Here is a 17,348-nt window from a genome sequence, read left to right as displayed (position 1 = left end):
CTCTTTAATTTTTCTAAAAATTTAATCTGATGTATCTGCAAGCTCTGGCACTTCTTGGCCGCGGCGTGCATAAAAATCTGCAACAAATTCGTCTAGTTTGCCATGACTAATGGCATTACGTAAGCCTTCCATTACACGTTGATAATAACGTAAGTTATGAATCGTGTTTAGACGTGCGCCTAAGATTTCATTACATTTATCAAGATGATGCAAGTACGCACGTGAATAGTTTTTACATGTATGGCAATCACACTCTGGATCAAGTGGACCGGTGTCTGTTTTATGTACTGCGTTACGGATTTTAACAATGCCACCTGTCACGAATAAGTGACCATTACGTGCATTACGGGTTGGCATTACACAGTCGAACATATCGATACCACGACGCACCGCTTCAACCAAGTCTTCTGGTTTACCAACGCCCATTAAGTAACGTGGTTTGTCGGCTGGCATTTTATACGCACAATGATCAAGAATATTGATCATTTCGTTTTTAGGTTCACCCACTGATAAACCGCCCAGTGCATAACCATCAAAACCAATGTCTTCTAGGCCTTTTTGTGATTGTGCACGAAGCTCAGGGTACATACCCCCTTGGATAATACCAAACAGTGCTGCTGGATTATCACCATGGCCTTCTTTTGAACGTTTAGCCCAACGCAGCGAGAGCTCCATTGAGTCTTTGGCTTCTTTTTCAGTGGCAGGATATGGCGTACATTCGTCGAAAATCATCACAATATCAGAGCCTAAGTCGCGCTGAACTTGCATGGCTTTTTCTGGTGAAAGCATGATTTTTTCACCATTCACAGGCGAGCTAAACATGACGCCCTCTTCGGTGATTTTACGCATCGCACCTAAGCTGAATACTTGGAAACCGCCTGAATCAGTTAAGATAGGACGATCCCAATTCATGAAGTCGTGTAAATCACCGTGTTGCTTAATGATTTCTGTGCCAGGACGCAGCATAAGGTGAAAAGTATTACCAAGGCAGATTTGTGCCCCCGTATCTTTTACTTCATCGGGAGTCATCCCTTTTACCGTGCCGTAAGTACCTACTGGCATAAATGCAGGCGTTTCTACAACACCACGCTCAAAAATCAAGCGGCCGCGGCGCGCTTTACCGTCAGTGCGGTCTAATTCAAATTTCATATTATCCTCTAGTGTCGGAAAAACAGTCCAACAAGCTATAATTTAACCGCTCGATTCTAACCTGTTTGCGCATTTATTACTATTAATTGGGCTAAATTCAAAAATAAAAAGCCCGCTAGCTAAACTCTCCCCACGATGCAGAATTCAGCGTTGCACAGAGGCTTCATATCAACGCATAGCTTAGTAAGAATGGCTGAAAATAAAAAACCCAGTGAAATGCTGGGTTTTTTACGGGGTGATATAAAAGATGACTAACGCTTATTTACGCGTTAAGAACATGGCATCACCATAACTGAAAAAGCGATACTGTTGCTCAATCGCTGTGTGATAAGCACCCATAATGTTTTCTTGGCCTGCGAACGCGCTCACCAACATAATCAACGTTGATTCAGGTAAGTGGAAGTTAGTGACCATGGCATCCACCACATTGAACTGATAACCCGGGTAAATAAAGATGTCAGTATCACCAAAGTAAGTATCAAGCTTGCCACCATGTACTTTGGCAGCCGACTCTAAAGAACGTACTGAAGTGGTGCCCACCGCAACAACACGCCCGCCTTTTGCTTTGGTTTCGGCTACGGCTTTTACAACCTCATCAGGAACTTCGATATATTCTGAGTGCATAACATGTTCATCAACTGAATCAACACGCACAGGTTGGAATGTACCCGCACCCACGTGCAAAGTAACAAACGCCATGTTAATGCCTTTGTCTTTTAAAGCCGCCATTAATTTATCGTCAAAGTGAAGCCCTGCTGTTGGTGCTGCAACAGCACCGGGTTTCTCACCATACACCGTTTGATAACGCTCACGATCAGCCTCATTATCTGGGCGGTCTATGTATGGCGGTAATGGCATGTGGCCAATATCGTTTAAGATATCTAATACATTTTCGTCTTTAGCAAACTCAAGTTCAAATAGCTCACCGTGACGCGCTACCATGGTTGCTTCGGCTTTGCCTTCAAGGATAATTTTAGAGCCCGGTTTTGGTGATTTACTCGCACGTACGTGAGCCAGTACACGGTGCTCGTCCAATACGCGCTCAACGAGTACTTCAAGCTTACCACCAGACTCTTTTTGGCCAAACATGCGTGCTGGTATCACTTTCGTGTTGTTAAACACTAATAAGTCATTTTCATTTACCAGAGATAAAATATCACTAAACACTTTGTGTTCAACCTGCCCTGTTGGGCCGTCGAGCGTTAATAAACGACTGCTTGTTCGATCTGCTTTTGGAAAACGAGCAATTAATTCATCAGGAAGGTCAAAGCTAAAATCAGCCACGCGCATAGAGCATATCTCTCATTAATAAAAACGCGCCAAGTTTACTCTGATACGCTTGCCACCTCAAGCAAAGCACCTCGGTTCAAGAACAAACAACCTAACCGTGTAAGCTGGTACAGGCTAATAACCGTTTTTAGGTAAAGTTTGCTTGTAGAATAATAGAAATGTCATTATTCTAACCCATTCACTAAGCATGGGTTCAGTTAAGAGGTAGTAGCGCCATGGCAAAGCAGTTGCAACTGCTAATTTTAAACGCTAGCGTTGCTGAGCGTGAAACAATTAAGTTAACACTCAACAAACTTAATGTTTTTACGTTTATTGAAGCCAACGACTCGCAAGAGGCGTTAAAAATACTTAAAAGCCAGCCGGTGGATATTATTATTACGGGCCTTGAAGTCGGCAAAATTGACGGCTGGCGCTTCTCGCGCATGATTCGCTCGGGGTTATTAAAAACCCCAAAAAATACACCTATACTGCTAACTCCCCCTATTTATTGTGAACGTATCGCTGAAACAACAGCCCGCAGTTATGGTATTGATGCTGTTTTGCCTTTTGAACGCCAAGATATGCTGCCGCAAGTCCTTGCTAATGTCCTGTCGACACACCTAGAAAAAAGCAGCCGCCTTAATTTACTCCTACTTGAAACGAATAACAGCAAAGCAAATAACATCAACGAACAACTCAAACTCAGTTTTGCTGTTACACACACGACATCGACAAAAGCTGCACTGGCGACGTACCTACAACAAAAGTTTGCAATTGTATTGATTGATGCAACTCAATCGCAATCAGATCCCGCAGGCGCGCTGATTAGCGAAATATTGCAGCATAATCCTAAACAAGCCATTGTTACCATCATTGATAACAACGATGCTGATTATGCCGAGCAACTGTTGCTCTCTGGTGTTACCGACTTTATACGCGCCCCTTATGATCAGTCTTTACTGAGCAAAGTATGTGACCATGCCGCACGCCGTGAAGATTTTATGGTGAGTTATGCAGAGTTTGCACAAAAAGTTGAGCAACTAAGCCAAAGCCAAAGCCGCTATAAAGAGCTGTTTTCGGCTCACCAACGTATTTTATTGCATTTAAACACCGTGGTATTGGAGTTTGATCAGCAAGGAAATATTCGCTTTATTAACCCTGCATGGGAAAACCTCACGGGATACGGCATTAAATCAAGTTTATCTAAGTCGTTAACTGATTTTTGTTTGCCTGAGTGTCAGCCCAAGTTACAAGATACGATTCAAAGTATTTTGCACGGGGGGGAGCTACAACAGCAAGTTGAGATACAACTGAGTCATAAAAACGGCAATGCCATTTGGGTTGAATGCCGAATGCAGTTAATAAAAAACAGCCGTAACTCTGCAACGATTACAGCCACTATCGATAACATTCACGAACGCAAGCAAGCTGAGTTACAGCTTCGTCATTTAGCATTGCATGACACGCTAACTGAATTACATAACCGCTATTATTTTGATCAGCAATTGCAACGTATTTGCCAAGCCAAATACACCAATGGCGATATAGAACATGCGCTTATTTATATCGATTTAGATCATTTTAAAATCATCAATGACAGTAAAGGTCATCAACAAGGTGATATTGTGCTTAAAGAAGTCGCTCAACTCTTTACTGCCAATATTAGCGACGAGCACTTAATTTGCCGTATTGGCGGTGATGAATTTGCGGTTATTCTGAAAAACACCAATTTGCTTGATGCCCATTTAGTCGCAGAAAGTATTTGTATGGCCATTGAAAAACACCAATTTCATTCAGAAGGCCAAGAATATTCGATTAGCTGCTCAATTGGCCTAACACAAATTACCGCACAAAATAATGATCCCAACGAATGCCTTAAGCAAGCTGATATTGCGCTGTATGTTGCAAAAAGCTTAGGCCGTAATCTGGTTCATTGTTATTCAAAAGAAGACACTCACCACAATAGCCTACAAGCAGGGTTAGAGTGGGGCCACAGCATTCGCCAAGCACTGCAACACGATGCAATTGAATTACATTACCAACCAATTTGGGACTTTAAACGTGGCCATGTGGCTTACTTTGAAACCTTACTGCGTTTAAAGCTTGATAATGAGCTCATTTACCCGAATCAATTTATTCCCGCATTAGAGTTACTAAACGACACATACCTGATGGACCAATGTGTTATTCGTAATGCGATTAAAAGTGTTGCTGATTTTCCTGAGCTCAACCAAGTGGCTATTAATTTATCGGCACAGTCATTTTTAGATGAACGATTATTACCGCATATAGAATCGAGCCTACAAGAGTATAACGTTGAACCCACGCGTATTATTTTTGAAATAACCGAGTCAGCCAGTATCAATAATTTAGTGGCGACCCGCGCAATGATAGAGCGCCTCAATGGCTTAGGCTGCCATTTCTCGATTGACGACTTTGGCACTGGCTTTAGTACATTTAACTACCTTAAACAGCTGCCAGCACAACATGTAAAAATTGATGGCTCGTTTGTTCGCGATATGTTGAACGACCCTATCGACCTTGCGCTCGTGAAGGCGATAAACGATATTAGCCGCTCTTTAGATAAGCGTTCTGTTGCTGAATACGTTGAAAATAAAGAAATATTTTTAGCACTAAAAGAGATAGGCGTCGATTACGGGCAAGGTTACTTTATTGCACGCCCGATGCCCGTTGAAAAAATTAGCAGTGAGCTTGAAAGAATCTCTAACAATAAACTTTTTAGCTAACAACTGACTAGCTAACCCGCCCCGAATATTGATACATTTTTAAACAATTTTATTAACTTTTTATCTACCATCCTGAGAATACTCATCTATAATTAATTCACGCCAAGAGATAATGTCGCGTATTTATAGTGATAATCTAAAAAAAACATGACATTACCTTTTATATTACACATACTGAAAATAACTTAACATCTATAAGTTCTTGTATTAGCGGTATTTAGGAGAAAAGTGATGACACAACTAATCGTATTGTTACTGATCGTTAATCTAGGGATAGCATATCAATGTTACCGTAATGCGACCTACAAAGGGTACCCGGTAAAAGTATTTACAGGGTTGGGCTTAGTGCCTTATTTTAATCTGGTTGTTTGGGTTTACTTATTGTTTTTACCCAGCTTAAAGCCTTTTTCAATGGATGAAAAGCAGCCCTTATAGGCTGCTTTTTTGGTTAGAAAATCAATTAATTAAAATACATAGCTTGATGCACGTTCGAGTAGTTGCGACGATTTAATATTCCCCACTACACACTGTTTAATATCTGCTTTTTTAAACACTTTAATGTGATCCTTTTTGCTCTGATCGAGTCCGCGAATAACAACACTGACGTGCTCATTGTCGGGTAAGCTTCGTAAACCACTGCCATAATCACACAACGATAATGCAATACTGTTATTTACACTGTTTGTTAGGGCCATCATTTGCTGCTGCTGCTCTTTTGCGCGCGCTTGCTTTTTCTCTGCAAGTTGTTTGCGTAACCTTTGCTGCTTCAATGACAACGTTTGTTGCTCTTTTTCAAGCTCTTTAATAGAGGCTTGTAACTCTTTTTTACGTTGCTCAAGTGCTTGATTTTCAGCTTCCTTATCATGACGACGCTCAAATTCAATATCACGTTTTTCGCGTTCAAGATCACGAATTTCACGGCTAATATCACGCTCTTTCTCAGCCACTTCACGGACTTGCTCTGCACTTTCACGCATCATTTCCATCGCGTGCTGATACGCTTCTTGCGTTTTAACGACCACAGCGTCGCTTATCACCTGCACATGGTCACCAAGAATCTCAATGTCGCTTATTTCATCAAAATTAATATCTGGCATAGGTGGCAAAGGAGCATCAGGCACCGATGCAAAAATAGTTGACCATCGCGACCCCCGCACGTCAAAACTAAACACCACACCTTGGTGCTGTAAATAACTTGCTGACACGTTGCTCACTTTGTTATCCGTATCTTGCTTTAAAGCAGCCGTAAGAATTTTTTCCATAATTCCCACTTCACGTTGAATTTTATCTAACTCATCACTACTTTGTGCAAACACTGGGTTCATTGTTGCTACACCACATAGCAATAACACCGCACTGGCTATCATGTTCTTTGGCATTTTAATACTCCACGTTGTTGGCAACGGTTGGCATGGGTCGGCCATCCACTTGCTCTGCTAAATCATTCAATTGCATACGCAAGTATGCTTGGTCTTGGGCGCGCTGCGTTTTGATATAAGCAAGCACACTGGCAATATCTTCTTGTCGCTCTACACGACCCGTTTTAATCGCTTCTTTCGCTAGCTGATACATATGCTGTTGCTGTATGTCATTTTGTGCTGTTAGCATGTTCTGCAATTGATCTATTTGTTTTTGTTGTGACTCTAATAAACGAGTTTGCTTAGCCACTTGCTCAAGCAACTGTGAGTCTGTTTGTTCTGGGCTGGTTATTAATAACCAGGCACACAATGCGATAGACGCAGCCATCGCCCATAAACCAGAACCAAAATACACAGCCTGCTTGTGCGCTTGTGGCATACAAGAACCACGATCCCAGTCAGGTACTGGTAATTGTTGATAGTTAAGACTATGCTGCTGCCACTTTGTCGCATTTTCCATCATCAAGGCATAGTCAGGATTACTTTCGAGCAATCTAATTTGCTCTTCCGTTAAGCTTTCACCTTCTAGCCATGCTGTAAATAACGACTCTAAATTAGCCATCTACTGCCTCCAAATGCACTTTTAACTTACCTAACGCACTGTATAATCTAGATTTAGCGGTATTAGTTGAAATACCTAACTGCTCTGCAATTTCCTCAAATGTGCAATGCTGAAAAAACTTTAACTCTACAACCAAACGCTGCTCCCACGGCAAATTGTTCATCATACTTTTAAGCTCATTATGCTGTTGAGATTGCTGTTGATTCGCTTCTATTTCACTACGCTCACAGGCTTCTTCGGGTAAAGCATCTAGGCTTTGGTGGTGCTTACGGCGACGATAATACTCAACACTTCGTCTATGCACGATTTGGTAAAGCCAAGTATTAAAGCTGCAATCTCCCCGAAAGCTAGGCAAACTCTTATACACAGAAATAAACACTTCTTGCATTAAGTCCATTGCATCATCAGGGTGACTCAACATTCGCAAACAATAGTTATAGACCTGCGTTTCATGTTGCTTCACTAATTTCAACCATGCCCGTTTATTGCCTTGTTGCGCCTTGGCAATTAATGTGTCGAGTGATTGAAAAAACACGGTAGCCTCGTCATGTTATTTATCTATCGTAAAAAGGGTTAATGTATAAAGTTAGTCGAGGGAAGGAAAAAAATAGTTTGCTTTAATAATAAAAAACCCCAAATTTTTATTTGGGGCTGCAATTTATTCTGCTGATTGGGTATGTAAGCTGCATTGCTTGGCAAGAAACAGCTCTAACTGTTGACTAAACAGCCTAAAATCGCGGATTCGCCCGGTGGTTTTACGCCACACAATACCAATATCTCGGTATGCGTCGCTTTGTGATGGCGTTGCCACCATGTCTTTTTTCTCTAGAATGCCGGCGTTAATCGCCATTTGCGGTAAAAAAGTAACGCCCAGTTGATGCTCAACCATGCTCAGTAACGTATGTAAGCTGGCCGCTTCAAACGGGTTAATGCAACTTGAGCGATTTAAATGGCAAGCACTTAAGGCATGACCTGTCATACAGTGCTCTCGCTCTAGCAGAAACACACTGGCATCGGGCAACAAGTTAAAGTCTTCGACACCTTTCGCTGGCATATAATCTTTATGGTGAACTAAGCTAAAGTGGTCTTTAGCGAGCACTTGGGTGTGAAACTTTTCGGTATCGAACGGCAACGCAAGCAGCGCGATATCAATTTGCCCGTGTTCAAGCTTATCCAGTAACTTTTCGCTGGTATCTTCAACAAGTACTAACTCAAGCTCGGTAAATGTTTGCTTGCAAAAATGATACAACGGCGCCGCGATAAAGCTGGCAATGGTAGGGATCACGCCTAAGGTTAACTTACCACTTAACGGGGTTAAAAAGCTTTTGGTGAGTTCTTTCAAACTTAGCGTATCGTCTATTATTTTACGTGCTTTCTCTACGACCTCTTCACCAATGGCAGTAAACATTAAGCTGCGATTTTCACGCTCGATAAGCTGACAACCTAAGGTTTCTTCTAAATTTTGAATCGCACTGCTTAACGTGGACTGACCAATAAAGCAGGCACTTGCGGCACGACCAAAGTGTTGGTGCTGATGAACGGCGAGTAAATATTGTAGTTGTTTAATACTGGGTAAGTTATTCATACTCTTTTTTACTACCTGCAAATAAAAAGACCCCAATACCTAGGGCATTGAGATCTTTTCAAGCTAAAAGTCTGTTAGTACTTTTTAAACGCCGAAGGCTGTTCTCAGTACGTAGAAAATAACAATAGCAAGGGCTGCGCCAACTGGCAATGTAATTACCCAAGAAACTACAATGTTTCTTACAACACCCATGTTAAGCGCTGCGATACCACGCGCCATACCAACACCTAATACAGCACCTACAAGCGTTTGTGTTGTAGAGATTGGTAAACCCGTGCCTGATGCAATAACAACCGTTGATGCAGCAGCTAGCTCAGCAGCGAAACCACGGCTAGGCGTTAAGTGAGTAATACCTTCACCGATTGTTTTGATTACTTTCTTACCTAAAATAGCAAGGCCAGCAACAATACCCAAACCACCCAGTGGTAGAATCCACCATGCGATAGCGGCTTTCTTAGCAATTTCACCGTTGTGCTCAACAATGTTTACAACAGCAGCTAGTGGACCAATCGCGTTTGCAACATCGTTCGAACCATGGGCGAATGCCATACAGCAAGCTGTTAATACCATTAATACCGCGAACACTTTTTCAACGTTATTAAATTGCATTTTCTTGTCAGCTTTAGGATCAATTTTTAAGCGTGAAATAGCAAACTTACCAATAATACCAACCACGACAGCGATCGCGATAGAAAGTGCGTAACCCTCAACAGCGCCTAGGTTAATACCAATGTGCTTCAAGCCTTTCTTAATCGTAACTAAAGACATAATGAAGCCCGCTAGACCCATATACACAGGGACAAAGCGCTTAGCATTTTTAAGTGGAGCATCGGTATCAAAAATAAGCTTTTGCGCACTCATAAAGATAAGGTAAGCAATAAAGCCTGAAATTGCAGGTGTTACAATCCAACTCCCCACAATGCCCAGTACTTTATTCCATTGGATTGCTTCGCTGCCAACAGCCACTAAAGCAAAACCAATAATCGCACCGATAATTGAGTGAGTAGTCGATACAGGCCAGCCAAGGAAAGAGGCGATTAATAGCCAGCTACCTGCAGCAAATAACGCGGCAATCATGCCTAAGATCATAAGCTCAGGTATATCAATAAATGGCGTGGCGTCGATAATTCCTTTACGAATAGTTGATGTAACCTCACCACCGGCAAGGTAAGCACCTGCGAATTCAAACACCATCGCAATAATAATTGCTTGTTTGATAGTAAGTGCTTTTGAACCTACTGATGTACCCATCGCATTGGCAACGTCATTTGCACCAATACCATAAGCCATGAAGAAACCGACTGCTGCGGCAATTAAAACTAAAAAAGTGCCGTAATTTGCAATGATATCCATTGTGTGAAACCTTTAATTTTTCGTATTTGAACTGATTTTAAATTAACGAGCTAACATCAGCTCAAGACGAGAACCTACGCGCTCTGCAATATCAGCTAGATCGCCGACCCACTCAATGATCTTGTACAAGAACATCACATCAATTGGGTTTAGTTCATTTTCAACGGCGCGCAATTGACGGCGTATTTTGATTTGCATGTCATCCGTGTCTTGTTCGATTGCATCCAATTCAACGAGCATTTTTTCTACTAAAGTCACTTCGCGACCTTTGAAGCCCGTTTCAAGTAGCTCATCTAACTCGTTAATTGCTTTTGATGCTTGTTTTGTCGCATCAACACAACGTGTTACATAAGCAAGAAAATCTTCTTGAATTTCTACCGGAATCGTCATTTCTCGACCAATTACACGACCTGCAATGTCTTTTGCTTTATTCGCAATTTTGTCTTGTTGGGTAACAAGCTCTAACAAATCGGTACGCTCAACTGGCATAAATAAGCCGCGCGGTAGTTGAAGGCGAATGTTACGTTTCATGTCATCCGCTTCACGTTCTAAATTACGAATGTTTAGACGGATTTCCTCCGCTTCTTTCCATTCTTCTTTAAAAACGTGATTAAAGAAAGGGATCAAGGCTTTGCTTGCTTGATGTACTTTCTTAATGTGATCTTCCATAGGCTTAATAGGAGATTTAGCAAAAACCCCTAAAAATGCATTTGTAGGCATAACTGACCCTTTATAAATTAGTATGCTTTGGCAGGTTCGAATTTTACAGCATTGTGTACGATTTTGAACGCTTTTTCTGCCTGACATCACCAATAATAGACAAAGCGGCCTAAAGCCGCTCGGTTTAAAAATGAAAAGTGCTTAAAAATTTACAGCGACTTTTCGATATCTGCTTGAGATGTATGACGAATATCTTTACCGTTCACAAAATAGATAATGTATTCTGCGATATTCTGACAACGGTCGCCAATACGCTCAAGTGAACGAACTGACCACACTAAATCCATAATTTTAGGGATTGAGCGTGGATCTTCCATCATATATGTCATAATTTGACGCGTAATTGCTTCATATTCACGGTCAACTTTTGCATCTTCTTTGTGAACTTCGAAGGCACATTGCACATCCATACGGGCAAATGCATCAAGTACATCATGAAGCATCTTCGACACTTGGCGACCCATATTTTCAATATTAACAAGAAGATCTTGTTGGTCTTTGGTAAATGAATCAAGTGCCACTTTTGCAATGCGCTCTGCTTCGTCACCAATGCGCTCTAAGTCGGCGATTGTTTTCGCAATCGCAATAACTAAACGTAAATCACTGGCAGCAGGCTGACGACGTGCAATAATGCGTGTGCATTCTTCGTCAATATTGACTTCCATGGCGTTTACTTTGTAGTCGTTTTCACGGACTTTTTGCGCCAATTCTGCATCACCTTTACTAACCGCATCAAGCGCACTATTTAACTGCTGCTCAACTAAGCCACCCATGCTAAGTACATGGTTACGAACATTTTCAAGCTCTTCATTAAAGCGACCTGAAATATGCTTATTAATATTATGTTCCATTGTCTACCTCTATAAAATTCGTTTACGTTACCAAGTGTTTTATTCGACTAGCCGTAGCGGCCAGTGATGTAATCTTCTGTTTTCTTTTTACTTGGTGTCGTAAATAAGGTGTTGGTATCTGAATACTCTATCAATTCGCCCATGTACATAAACGCTGTTTGGTCTGATACACGCGCGGCTTGTTGCATGTTATGAGTAACAATAACCACGGTAAACTTATTCTTTAAGTCGTTAATGAGCTCTTCAATAACTAATGTAGAAATTGGATCGAGTGCCGATGTTGGCTCATCTAACAAGAGCACTTCTGGCTCAATCGCAATTGATCGCGCAATCACAAGACGTTGCTGCTGACCACCTGATAGGCCAAATGCACTATCGTGAAGACGATCTTTTACTTCATCCCACAATGCAGCACCACGTAAAGATTGCTCAACGACTTCGTCTAATTTACGCTTTTCTTTAATTCCTTGTAAGCGTAGGCCATAAACAACATTTTCGTAGATTGATTTTGGAAATGGATTCGGACGTTGGAATACCATACCAACATTACGACGCAGTGCGGCAACATCGACACTTTTATCGTAGATGTTATGACCATGTAGTAAAATTTCACCGGTGATACGACAGCTATCAACTAAATCATTCATACGGTTAATACAACGAAGCAGCGTCGATTTACCACACCCCGATGGGCCGATAAACGCTGTTACCTGACCTTTGGGAATCTTCATATTTACGCCGCTAAGCGCTTGTTTATCACCGTAGTATAGATCTAAATCTTTAATCTCTAACGCAGTTTGCTCTGCGGTTAGATTCTCTAAGTCTAGTTTTGCCGCGCTTTTCGCTTGGTTTACGTGTGGTGCAACTGTAATCATCTCTGTCTACCTATAAAAATTCTGTATTAATGCTCTAGAGCTCTAAACTTTTCGCGTAAATGGTTACGAATACCAATCGCGGTGATATTCAGGGCGATAATTACTGAAACCAGTAAGAATGCCGTGGCATATACCAGCGGACGCGCCGCTTCTACGTTCGGGCTTTGGAAACCAACATCATAAATGTGGAAACCTAAGTGCATAAATTTTCTATCTAAATGTACATATGGGAAGTTGCCGTCTAGTGGCAATGTAGGCGCCATTTTAACCACACCCACTAACATAAGTGGCGCAACCTCGCCCGCGGCACGTGCAACCGCTAAAATTAATCCAGTCATAATCGCTGGGCTGGCCATTGGAATAATAATACGCCATAAGGTTTCAGCTTTTGTCGCACCCAGTGCTAATGAACCGTGGCGAACAGTACTTGGAATACGTGATAAACCTTCTTCTGTTGAAACGATAACCACAGGTAAGGTTAAAATCGCAAGGGTCAATGCCGACCATATCACACCTGGCGTACCAAAAACGGGGCTTGGCGATGATTCAGGGTAAAATAATTGGTCAATACTGCCACCCAACATGTAAACGAAGAAACCCAGACCAAATACACCGTAAACAATAGACGGTACACCCGCAAGGTTGATAACGGCGATGCGAATCATCTTCGTGACAGCATTTTTGGCTGCATATTCGTGCAAGTAAATTGCCGCAACCACACCAAATGGTGTCACAATAACGGCCATCAGTAATACCATGAACACGGTACCGAAAATCGCAGGGAATACACCCCCTTCGGTGTTTGCTTCGCGCGGATCGTCTGACACAAACTTACCTAGCTGTACAAAGTAATGACCTAACTTAGCAAAGAACCCCATGTCATTTGGGAACCACACATCAAGCACTTGATAAAGTGGTAATGTAACAACCTCACCGCGCATATCTTTTACGGTTACTTGGTCACGCTTTGCTTCTTTGCGTAGCGCAAAAAGTTGTTTTTCAAGTACCGAGTATTCTTCACGTAGCTCAGCACGGGCAGCTGCCAGCTCTGCAACACGTTCATCGGTAAGTTCATTATCAAGCTGATACGCTTTTTCTTTTAGACGTAAGCGTTCAAGTTCGTAGTTAATGTGACCAATGTCGCCATTTTGCAGATCAAGTGCTTGGTCATTTAACTCAACAGCACGCTCAACAAGATCATAGAGTACGTCTATTTTGTTCTCTGTGATAACTTCGCCGTCTTTAATAACTTGGTCAACATAGCCGTAAAAATTACCATTTTTACTGCGCTCAAATACGGCAAGTTCAGCCGGCGCTGTGCGTGATTTGATATCGGTTTCTAATACCCAACGGAAATCTAAATCAACGTATTCACGGTTACCGGTTTTAATTAATAAACGTTCTAACTGCTCTTTGTCGTAATGAGATAAATCAACGCCTGTTGCCTCAATACGTGACTTTGCAACGAGCTCACGATCATAAACTTCACCAATCACAGTTTGTTTTGCAACTGAGCCTTGTAACTCAAGTTGAATAACTTCTGATGGCCAGAAAAAGCTTAAACCTTTCCAAGCAATCATGGCTAACAAACCAAGAACTGAGATTAAACTGATGCTCACCGCACCACCGGTCATCCAAATCCAAGGAGAACCAGACTTAAACCACTGCTTTACCATGTCGTGTCTCTCCACCTACATTGAACTGTATTTATCACGCAGTTGCTGACGAACAAACTCAGCCACTGTGTTGAAAATAAATGTGAATATGAATAGTACAAACGCTGCTAAGAATAGAATGCGATAATGCGAGCTGCCTACTTCTGACTCTGGCATTTCAACCGCGATATTCGCTGCAAGTGTTCGCATACCTTGGAAAATACTCCAGTCCATAATAGGCGTGTTACCTGTTGCCATAAGTACAATCATTGTTTCACCCACTGCACGGCCAAGACCCATCATCACTGCTGAGAAAATACCTGGGCTTGCAGTAAGAAGAACCACACGTACCAGTGTTTGCCATTGTGTTGCACCGAGTGCCAGTGAACCATTCGATAAATGTTTAGGAACACTGAACACCGCATCTTCTGCAATCGAGAAAATAGTGGGGATAACCGCAAAGCCCATCGCAATACCGACAACGAGCGAGTTACGTTGGTCGAATGTCATGCCTAATTCATTGGTGAGGTACTGACGAACATTACCATCGAATACCCATGATTCAATTGTGCCACTCATCGCAAATGACAACCAACCAATAAACAGCACAACCGGAATCAATAAGATTGAGTGCGAACCTTCAGGCACACGGTGACGAATAGAAGCTGGCAGCTTATTCCAACCAAATGCAGTCAGTAAGATACCAATCGGTAGTAACAGCAGTAAGCCCACAATCGCTGGTAAATGCTCTTCAATTAACGGCGCTAACCAAAGACCGGCTAAGAAACCCAAAATAACGGTCGGTAACGCTTCCATGATTTCAACGGTTGGCTTTACGACTTTACGCAGCTCACTCGACATGAAGTATGCGGTGTAGATAGCCGCAGATAAGGCAATTGGTACCGCAAATAACATCGCGTATAGTGCGGCTTTAATGGTACCGAATGAAATTGGCACTAACGAAAATTTAGACTCAAAATCATCACTCGCTGAAGTTGACTGCCAAATGTATGCAGGTTCAGGGTAACCTTCGTACCAAACCTCTTGCCATAATGCAGACCACGTTACTTCTGGGTGCTCATTATGGATTTCAATCACTTTCAATGCATCATCAGCAAGAATAAGTGCAGCATTTGAACGCGGCGCAATTGCAAAATTATCAATTGGGCCGTCACTGACTTTACCTTGCCACAGCTTTGCTTCACTGGTGGTGTAGTAAATGCCTAGTTCGCCATTGGCACCCGCAGTAAAGAAAGTGCGGCGATAGAATTCAGTGAAAATACTTAACTTTGATTGTTTACTGGTTTCAAACGCGCGAATTTTTTGAAACTCACGGCCTTCGTCGGTATTCACCTCAAACCACTGCGAAACTTCGCCATTATCATTGGCAAGCATCAATGAGTTTGCACCAGCAAGTAATTGCGTAGAAACAAGGTTTGCGTTTTCTTCGTTTGCAGCAAGTACTTGAATAAGCTCTACCTCAGACGGATAGCGCGTATCGTAAACATAAATTTGGTTAGCTGAGCGAATAAAGGTGCGCGTCGTATCTGGCGACATTAATAACTCATCAACACGGCCATCAATATCAAGCTCTGTGCGCTCAACGCTCCATTCAACTTCGCCAGTGAACATGTTCTCTTCAGCTAAAAAGCTGCTAAATAAAACACGTTTATCCGCAGTTAACGCAACCACCGCGGTTTTATCTTCGTAATGGCTAAATGCAAACTTCTTAATAGCAGCGCCTTGCTCATCAACTTCTAACGCCACTTTACCCAGAGGGTAATCTAAACGAGGCGTTAATTGACGCTCATTGTTAGGGAATGTGACCAAAAACTTCGGCACCACAACCATTACAGACCCGTTTTCAAGGCCATAAGCGTATTGCCCTTGAAAAGGAGCAGAGCTTGCAAAACTGCTTACATCACTGGGGAGTTCAGTGTTAAGAGTGGTGATTTTTTTACCGAAGTGTTGTTTTTCAACATTGTAAAAATCAACCGTGCCTTTTTCGCCTAGTAAAAAGGCAACTTCGGTTTGTTCTTCAATACCGAGCCCAACAATTTCTGACGCATTTTGTAGTTTGACACTGTTACGTGTCTCTACTTTTGCTGATTCAAAAATAGGTTGAACAACATAAAGAAGGTAAAAGAAAATTAGTAACAGCGCGACAAGCACCATTACACCACCTGCGGAAATACCCCACTTGGCAAACCGATCTTTAAATAGACGGCTTCTATCCGTATGAAAGGTCGGTTTATTCGGATTGGAAGTCATCAAAACACCCTTAAATCTTAACGTTGGGCGCATTATATTTCACCAAGATGACAGTATTGTTACAAACGTCATATTTCAGTGTAATAAAACAGGTATTTTAGATACGGGGTTTATCCCTAAAACATGACCAAAATACTACCAAAAACAATACTCTAAGAATGCCAAAGGAATTAAGCTAACAATTTGTTATCGCTAATTTTTTATTACTCTATGGAAAAAATTGGACAAACGTTAAATCAGCATTAATACTCAATGTGACTTATTTTTTTCAATAATAAGAATCATCTTAACCTAACGCCTCCTTCCTTTTTTGCATTTTTCAGAGGCTTTTTATAGAGAATTAAATATGAAGCAGTTAGTAATTACTATTTTAGGTCCCGATAAACCGGGCCTCGTCGAAGACATTTCAGCCACGATTTTAAGCCATCATGGCAATTGGTTAACCAGTAACTTAAGTCATTTAGCGGGTCATTTTGCGGGCATTATTGAAGCCGCAGTTCCTGAAGAACACTTGCAAGAATTGCAAGATGCGCTGCACAGCTTACCGCATTTAGAGGTAAGGATTGAGCGCGGCACTGATACCTTACCTGACGTGCCTTCTGAAGAAATTAATTTTGTGATCACCGGTAACGATAGACCAGGCATCGTGCAAGAGCTTGCCAGTGTCATTCGCCACAAAGGCGCTAACATTACGCATCTCAATTCAAAACAACAGAGTGCGCCAAATTGGGGAGTGCCAATTTTTAGCGCGGTGGCCACCGTTGCGCTACCAGTGGGGATGAACAAAGACGAAGTCATCAGTGCGCTTGAATCGATTACCACCGATCTTATTGTTGATATAGAAGATGCTTAATCAACGACTATAAGGGCACAAATAACCCTTGATACCTAAC

Annotated in this window: 15 protein-coding genes; 3 read left to right on the top strand and 12 right to left on the bottom strand. The window is 41.9% G+C overall.

What is annotated here, in order from left to right; genetic code table 11:
- Positions 1-21: 21 nt before the first annotated feature.
- Both tgt and queA read right to left on the bottom strand, forming a co-directional pair.
- Positions 22-1,149, bottom strand: coding sequence for a tRNA guanosine(34) transglycosylase Tgt (gene tgt / locus BM378_RS11455; RefSeq protein ID WP_036973303.1), 1,128 nt, complete (start codon positions 1,147-1,149; stop codon positions 22-24).
- Positions 1,150-1,407: 258 nt separating this feature from the next.
- Positions 1,408-2,439 carry a tRNA preQ1(34) S-adenosylmethionine ribosyltransferase-isomerase QueA gene (queA, locus tag BM378_RS11450; RefSeq protein WP_036973304.1) on the bottom strand — a complete coding sequence of 344 codons (1,032 nt, stop codon included), beginning with the start codon at positions 2,437-2,439 and terminating at the stop codon, positions 1,408-1,410.
- Positions 2,440-2,654: 215 nt separating this feature from the next.
- Here queA and BM378_RS11445 point away from each other — a divergent pair, with 215 nt between their 5' ends.
- Both BM378_RS11445 and BM378_RS11440 read left to right on the top strand, forming a co-directional pair.
- Positions 2,655-5,165, top strand: coding sequence for a two-component system response regulator (locus BM378_RS11445; RefSeq protein WP_036973305.1), 2,511 nt, complete (start codon positions 2,655-2,657; stop codon positions 5,163-5,165).
- A 231-nt stretch (positions 5,166-5,396) separates the two neighbouring features.
- On the top strand, positions 5,397-5,600 hold the full coding sequence (locus tag BM378_RS11440; protein ID WP_036973306.1) for a hypothetical protein: 204 nt from the start codon (positions 5,397-5,399) through the stop codon (positions 5,598-5,600).
- Positions 5,601-5,629: 29 nt separating this feature from the next.
- Here BM378_RS11440 and BM378_RS11435 read toward each other — a convergent pair whose 3' ends face one another.
- The 10 genes from BM378_RS11435 to BM378_RS11390 form a co-directional block, all read right to left on the bottom strand.
- Positions 5,630-6,544 carry a hypothetical protein gene (locus BM378_RS11435; protein WP_074989225.1) on the bottom strand — a complete coding sequence of 305 codons (915 nt, stop codon included), beginning with the start codon at positions 6,542-6,544 and terminating at the stop codon, positions 5,630-5,632.
- Position 6,545: 1 nt separating this feature from the next.
- Positions 6,546-7,145: a hypothetical protein gene (locus BM378_RS11430; RefSeq protein WP_074989224.1), complete on the bottom strand. Its 600-nt coding sequence runs from the start codon at positions 7,143-7,145 to the stop codon at positions 6,546-6,548.
- Positions 7,138-7,680, bottom strand: coding sequence for an RNA polymerase sigma factor (locus tag BM378_RS11425; RefSeq protein ID WP_074989223.1), 543 nt, complete (start codon positions 7,678-7,680; stop codon positions 7,138-7,140). The genes BM378_RS11430 and BM378_RS11425 overlap by 8 nt, the downstream gene beginning before the upstream one ends.
- Before the next feature lie 123 nt (positions 7,681-7,803).
- On the bottom strand, positions 7,804-8,730 hold the full coding sequence (locus BM378_RS11420; RefSeq protein WP_036973310.1) for a hydrogen peroxide-inducible genes activator: 927 nt from the start codon (positions 8,728-8,730) through the stop codon (positions 7,804-7,806).
- Positions 8,731-8,814: 84 nt separating this feature from the next.
- Positions 8,815-10,083, bottom strand: coding sequence for an inorganic phosphate transporter (locus BM378_RS11415; RefSeq protein ID WP_036973311.1), 1,269 nt, complete (start codon positions 10,081-10,083; stop codon positions 8,815-8,817).
- Positions 10,084-10,125: 42 nt separating this feature from the next.
- Positions 10,126-10,803, bottom strand: coding sequence for a TIGR00153 family protein (locus BM378_RS11410; RefSeq protein ID WP_036973312.1), 678 nt, complete (start codon positions 10,801-10,803; stop codon positions 10,126-10,128).
- Between the two features lie 149 nt (positions 10,804-10,952).
- A complete protein-coding gene (gene phoU / locus BM378_RS11405; RefSeq protein WP_036973313.1) occupies positions 10,953-11,654 on the bottom strand; it encodes a phosphate signaling complex protein PhoU in 702 nt (233 codons plus the stop codon).
- A gap of 47 nt (positions 11,655-11,701) precedes the next feature.
- The gene (gene pstB, locus BM378_RS11400; protein WP_036973314.1) at positions 11,702-12,529 is read right to left on the bottom strand and encodes a phosphate ABC transporter ATP-binding protein PstB; all 828 of its coding nucleotides are present in this window, start codon (positions 12,527-12,529) and stop codon (positions 11,702-11,704) included.
- A 26-nt stretch (positions 12,530-12,555) separates the two neighbouring features.
- Positions 12,556-14,205, bottom strand: coding sequence for a phosphate ABC transporter permease PstA (gene pstA / locus BM378_RS11395; protein ID WP_036973315.1), 1,650 nt, complete (start codon positions 14,203-14,205; stop codon positions 12,556-12,558).
- Between the two features lie 15 nt (positions 14,206-14,220).
- Positions 14,221-16,455 carry an ABC transporter permease subunit gene (locus tag BM378_RS11390; RefSeq protein ID WP_065979566.1) on the bottom strand — a complete coding sequence of 745 codons (2,235 nt, stop codon included), beginning with the start codon at positions 16,453-16,455 and terminating at the stop codon, positions 14,221-14,223.
- Positions 16,456-16,801: 346 nt separating this feature from the next.
- On the opposite strand from BM378_RS11390, the gene BM378_RS11385 reads away from it, so the two are divergent.
- A complete protein-coding gene (locus BM378_RS11385; protein ID WP_036973316.1) occupies positions 16,802-17,308 on the top strand; it encodes a glycine cleavage system transcriptional repressor in 507 nt (168 codons plus the stop codon).
- Positions 17,309-17,348 lie beyond the last annotated feature (40 nt).

Source organism: Pseudoalteromonas lipolytica (assembly GCF_900116435.1).
Lineage (GTDB): Bacteria > Pseudomonadota > Gammaproteobacteria > Enterobacterales > Alteromonadaceae > Pseudoalteromonas > Pseudoalteromonas lipolytica.
The sequence above is the reverse complement of the archived record's forward strand: the minus strand, read 5'-3'. Positions and strand labels throughout refer to the sequence as shown.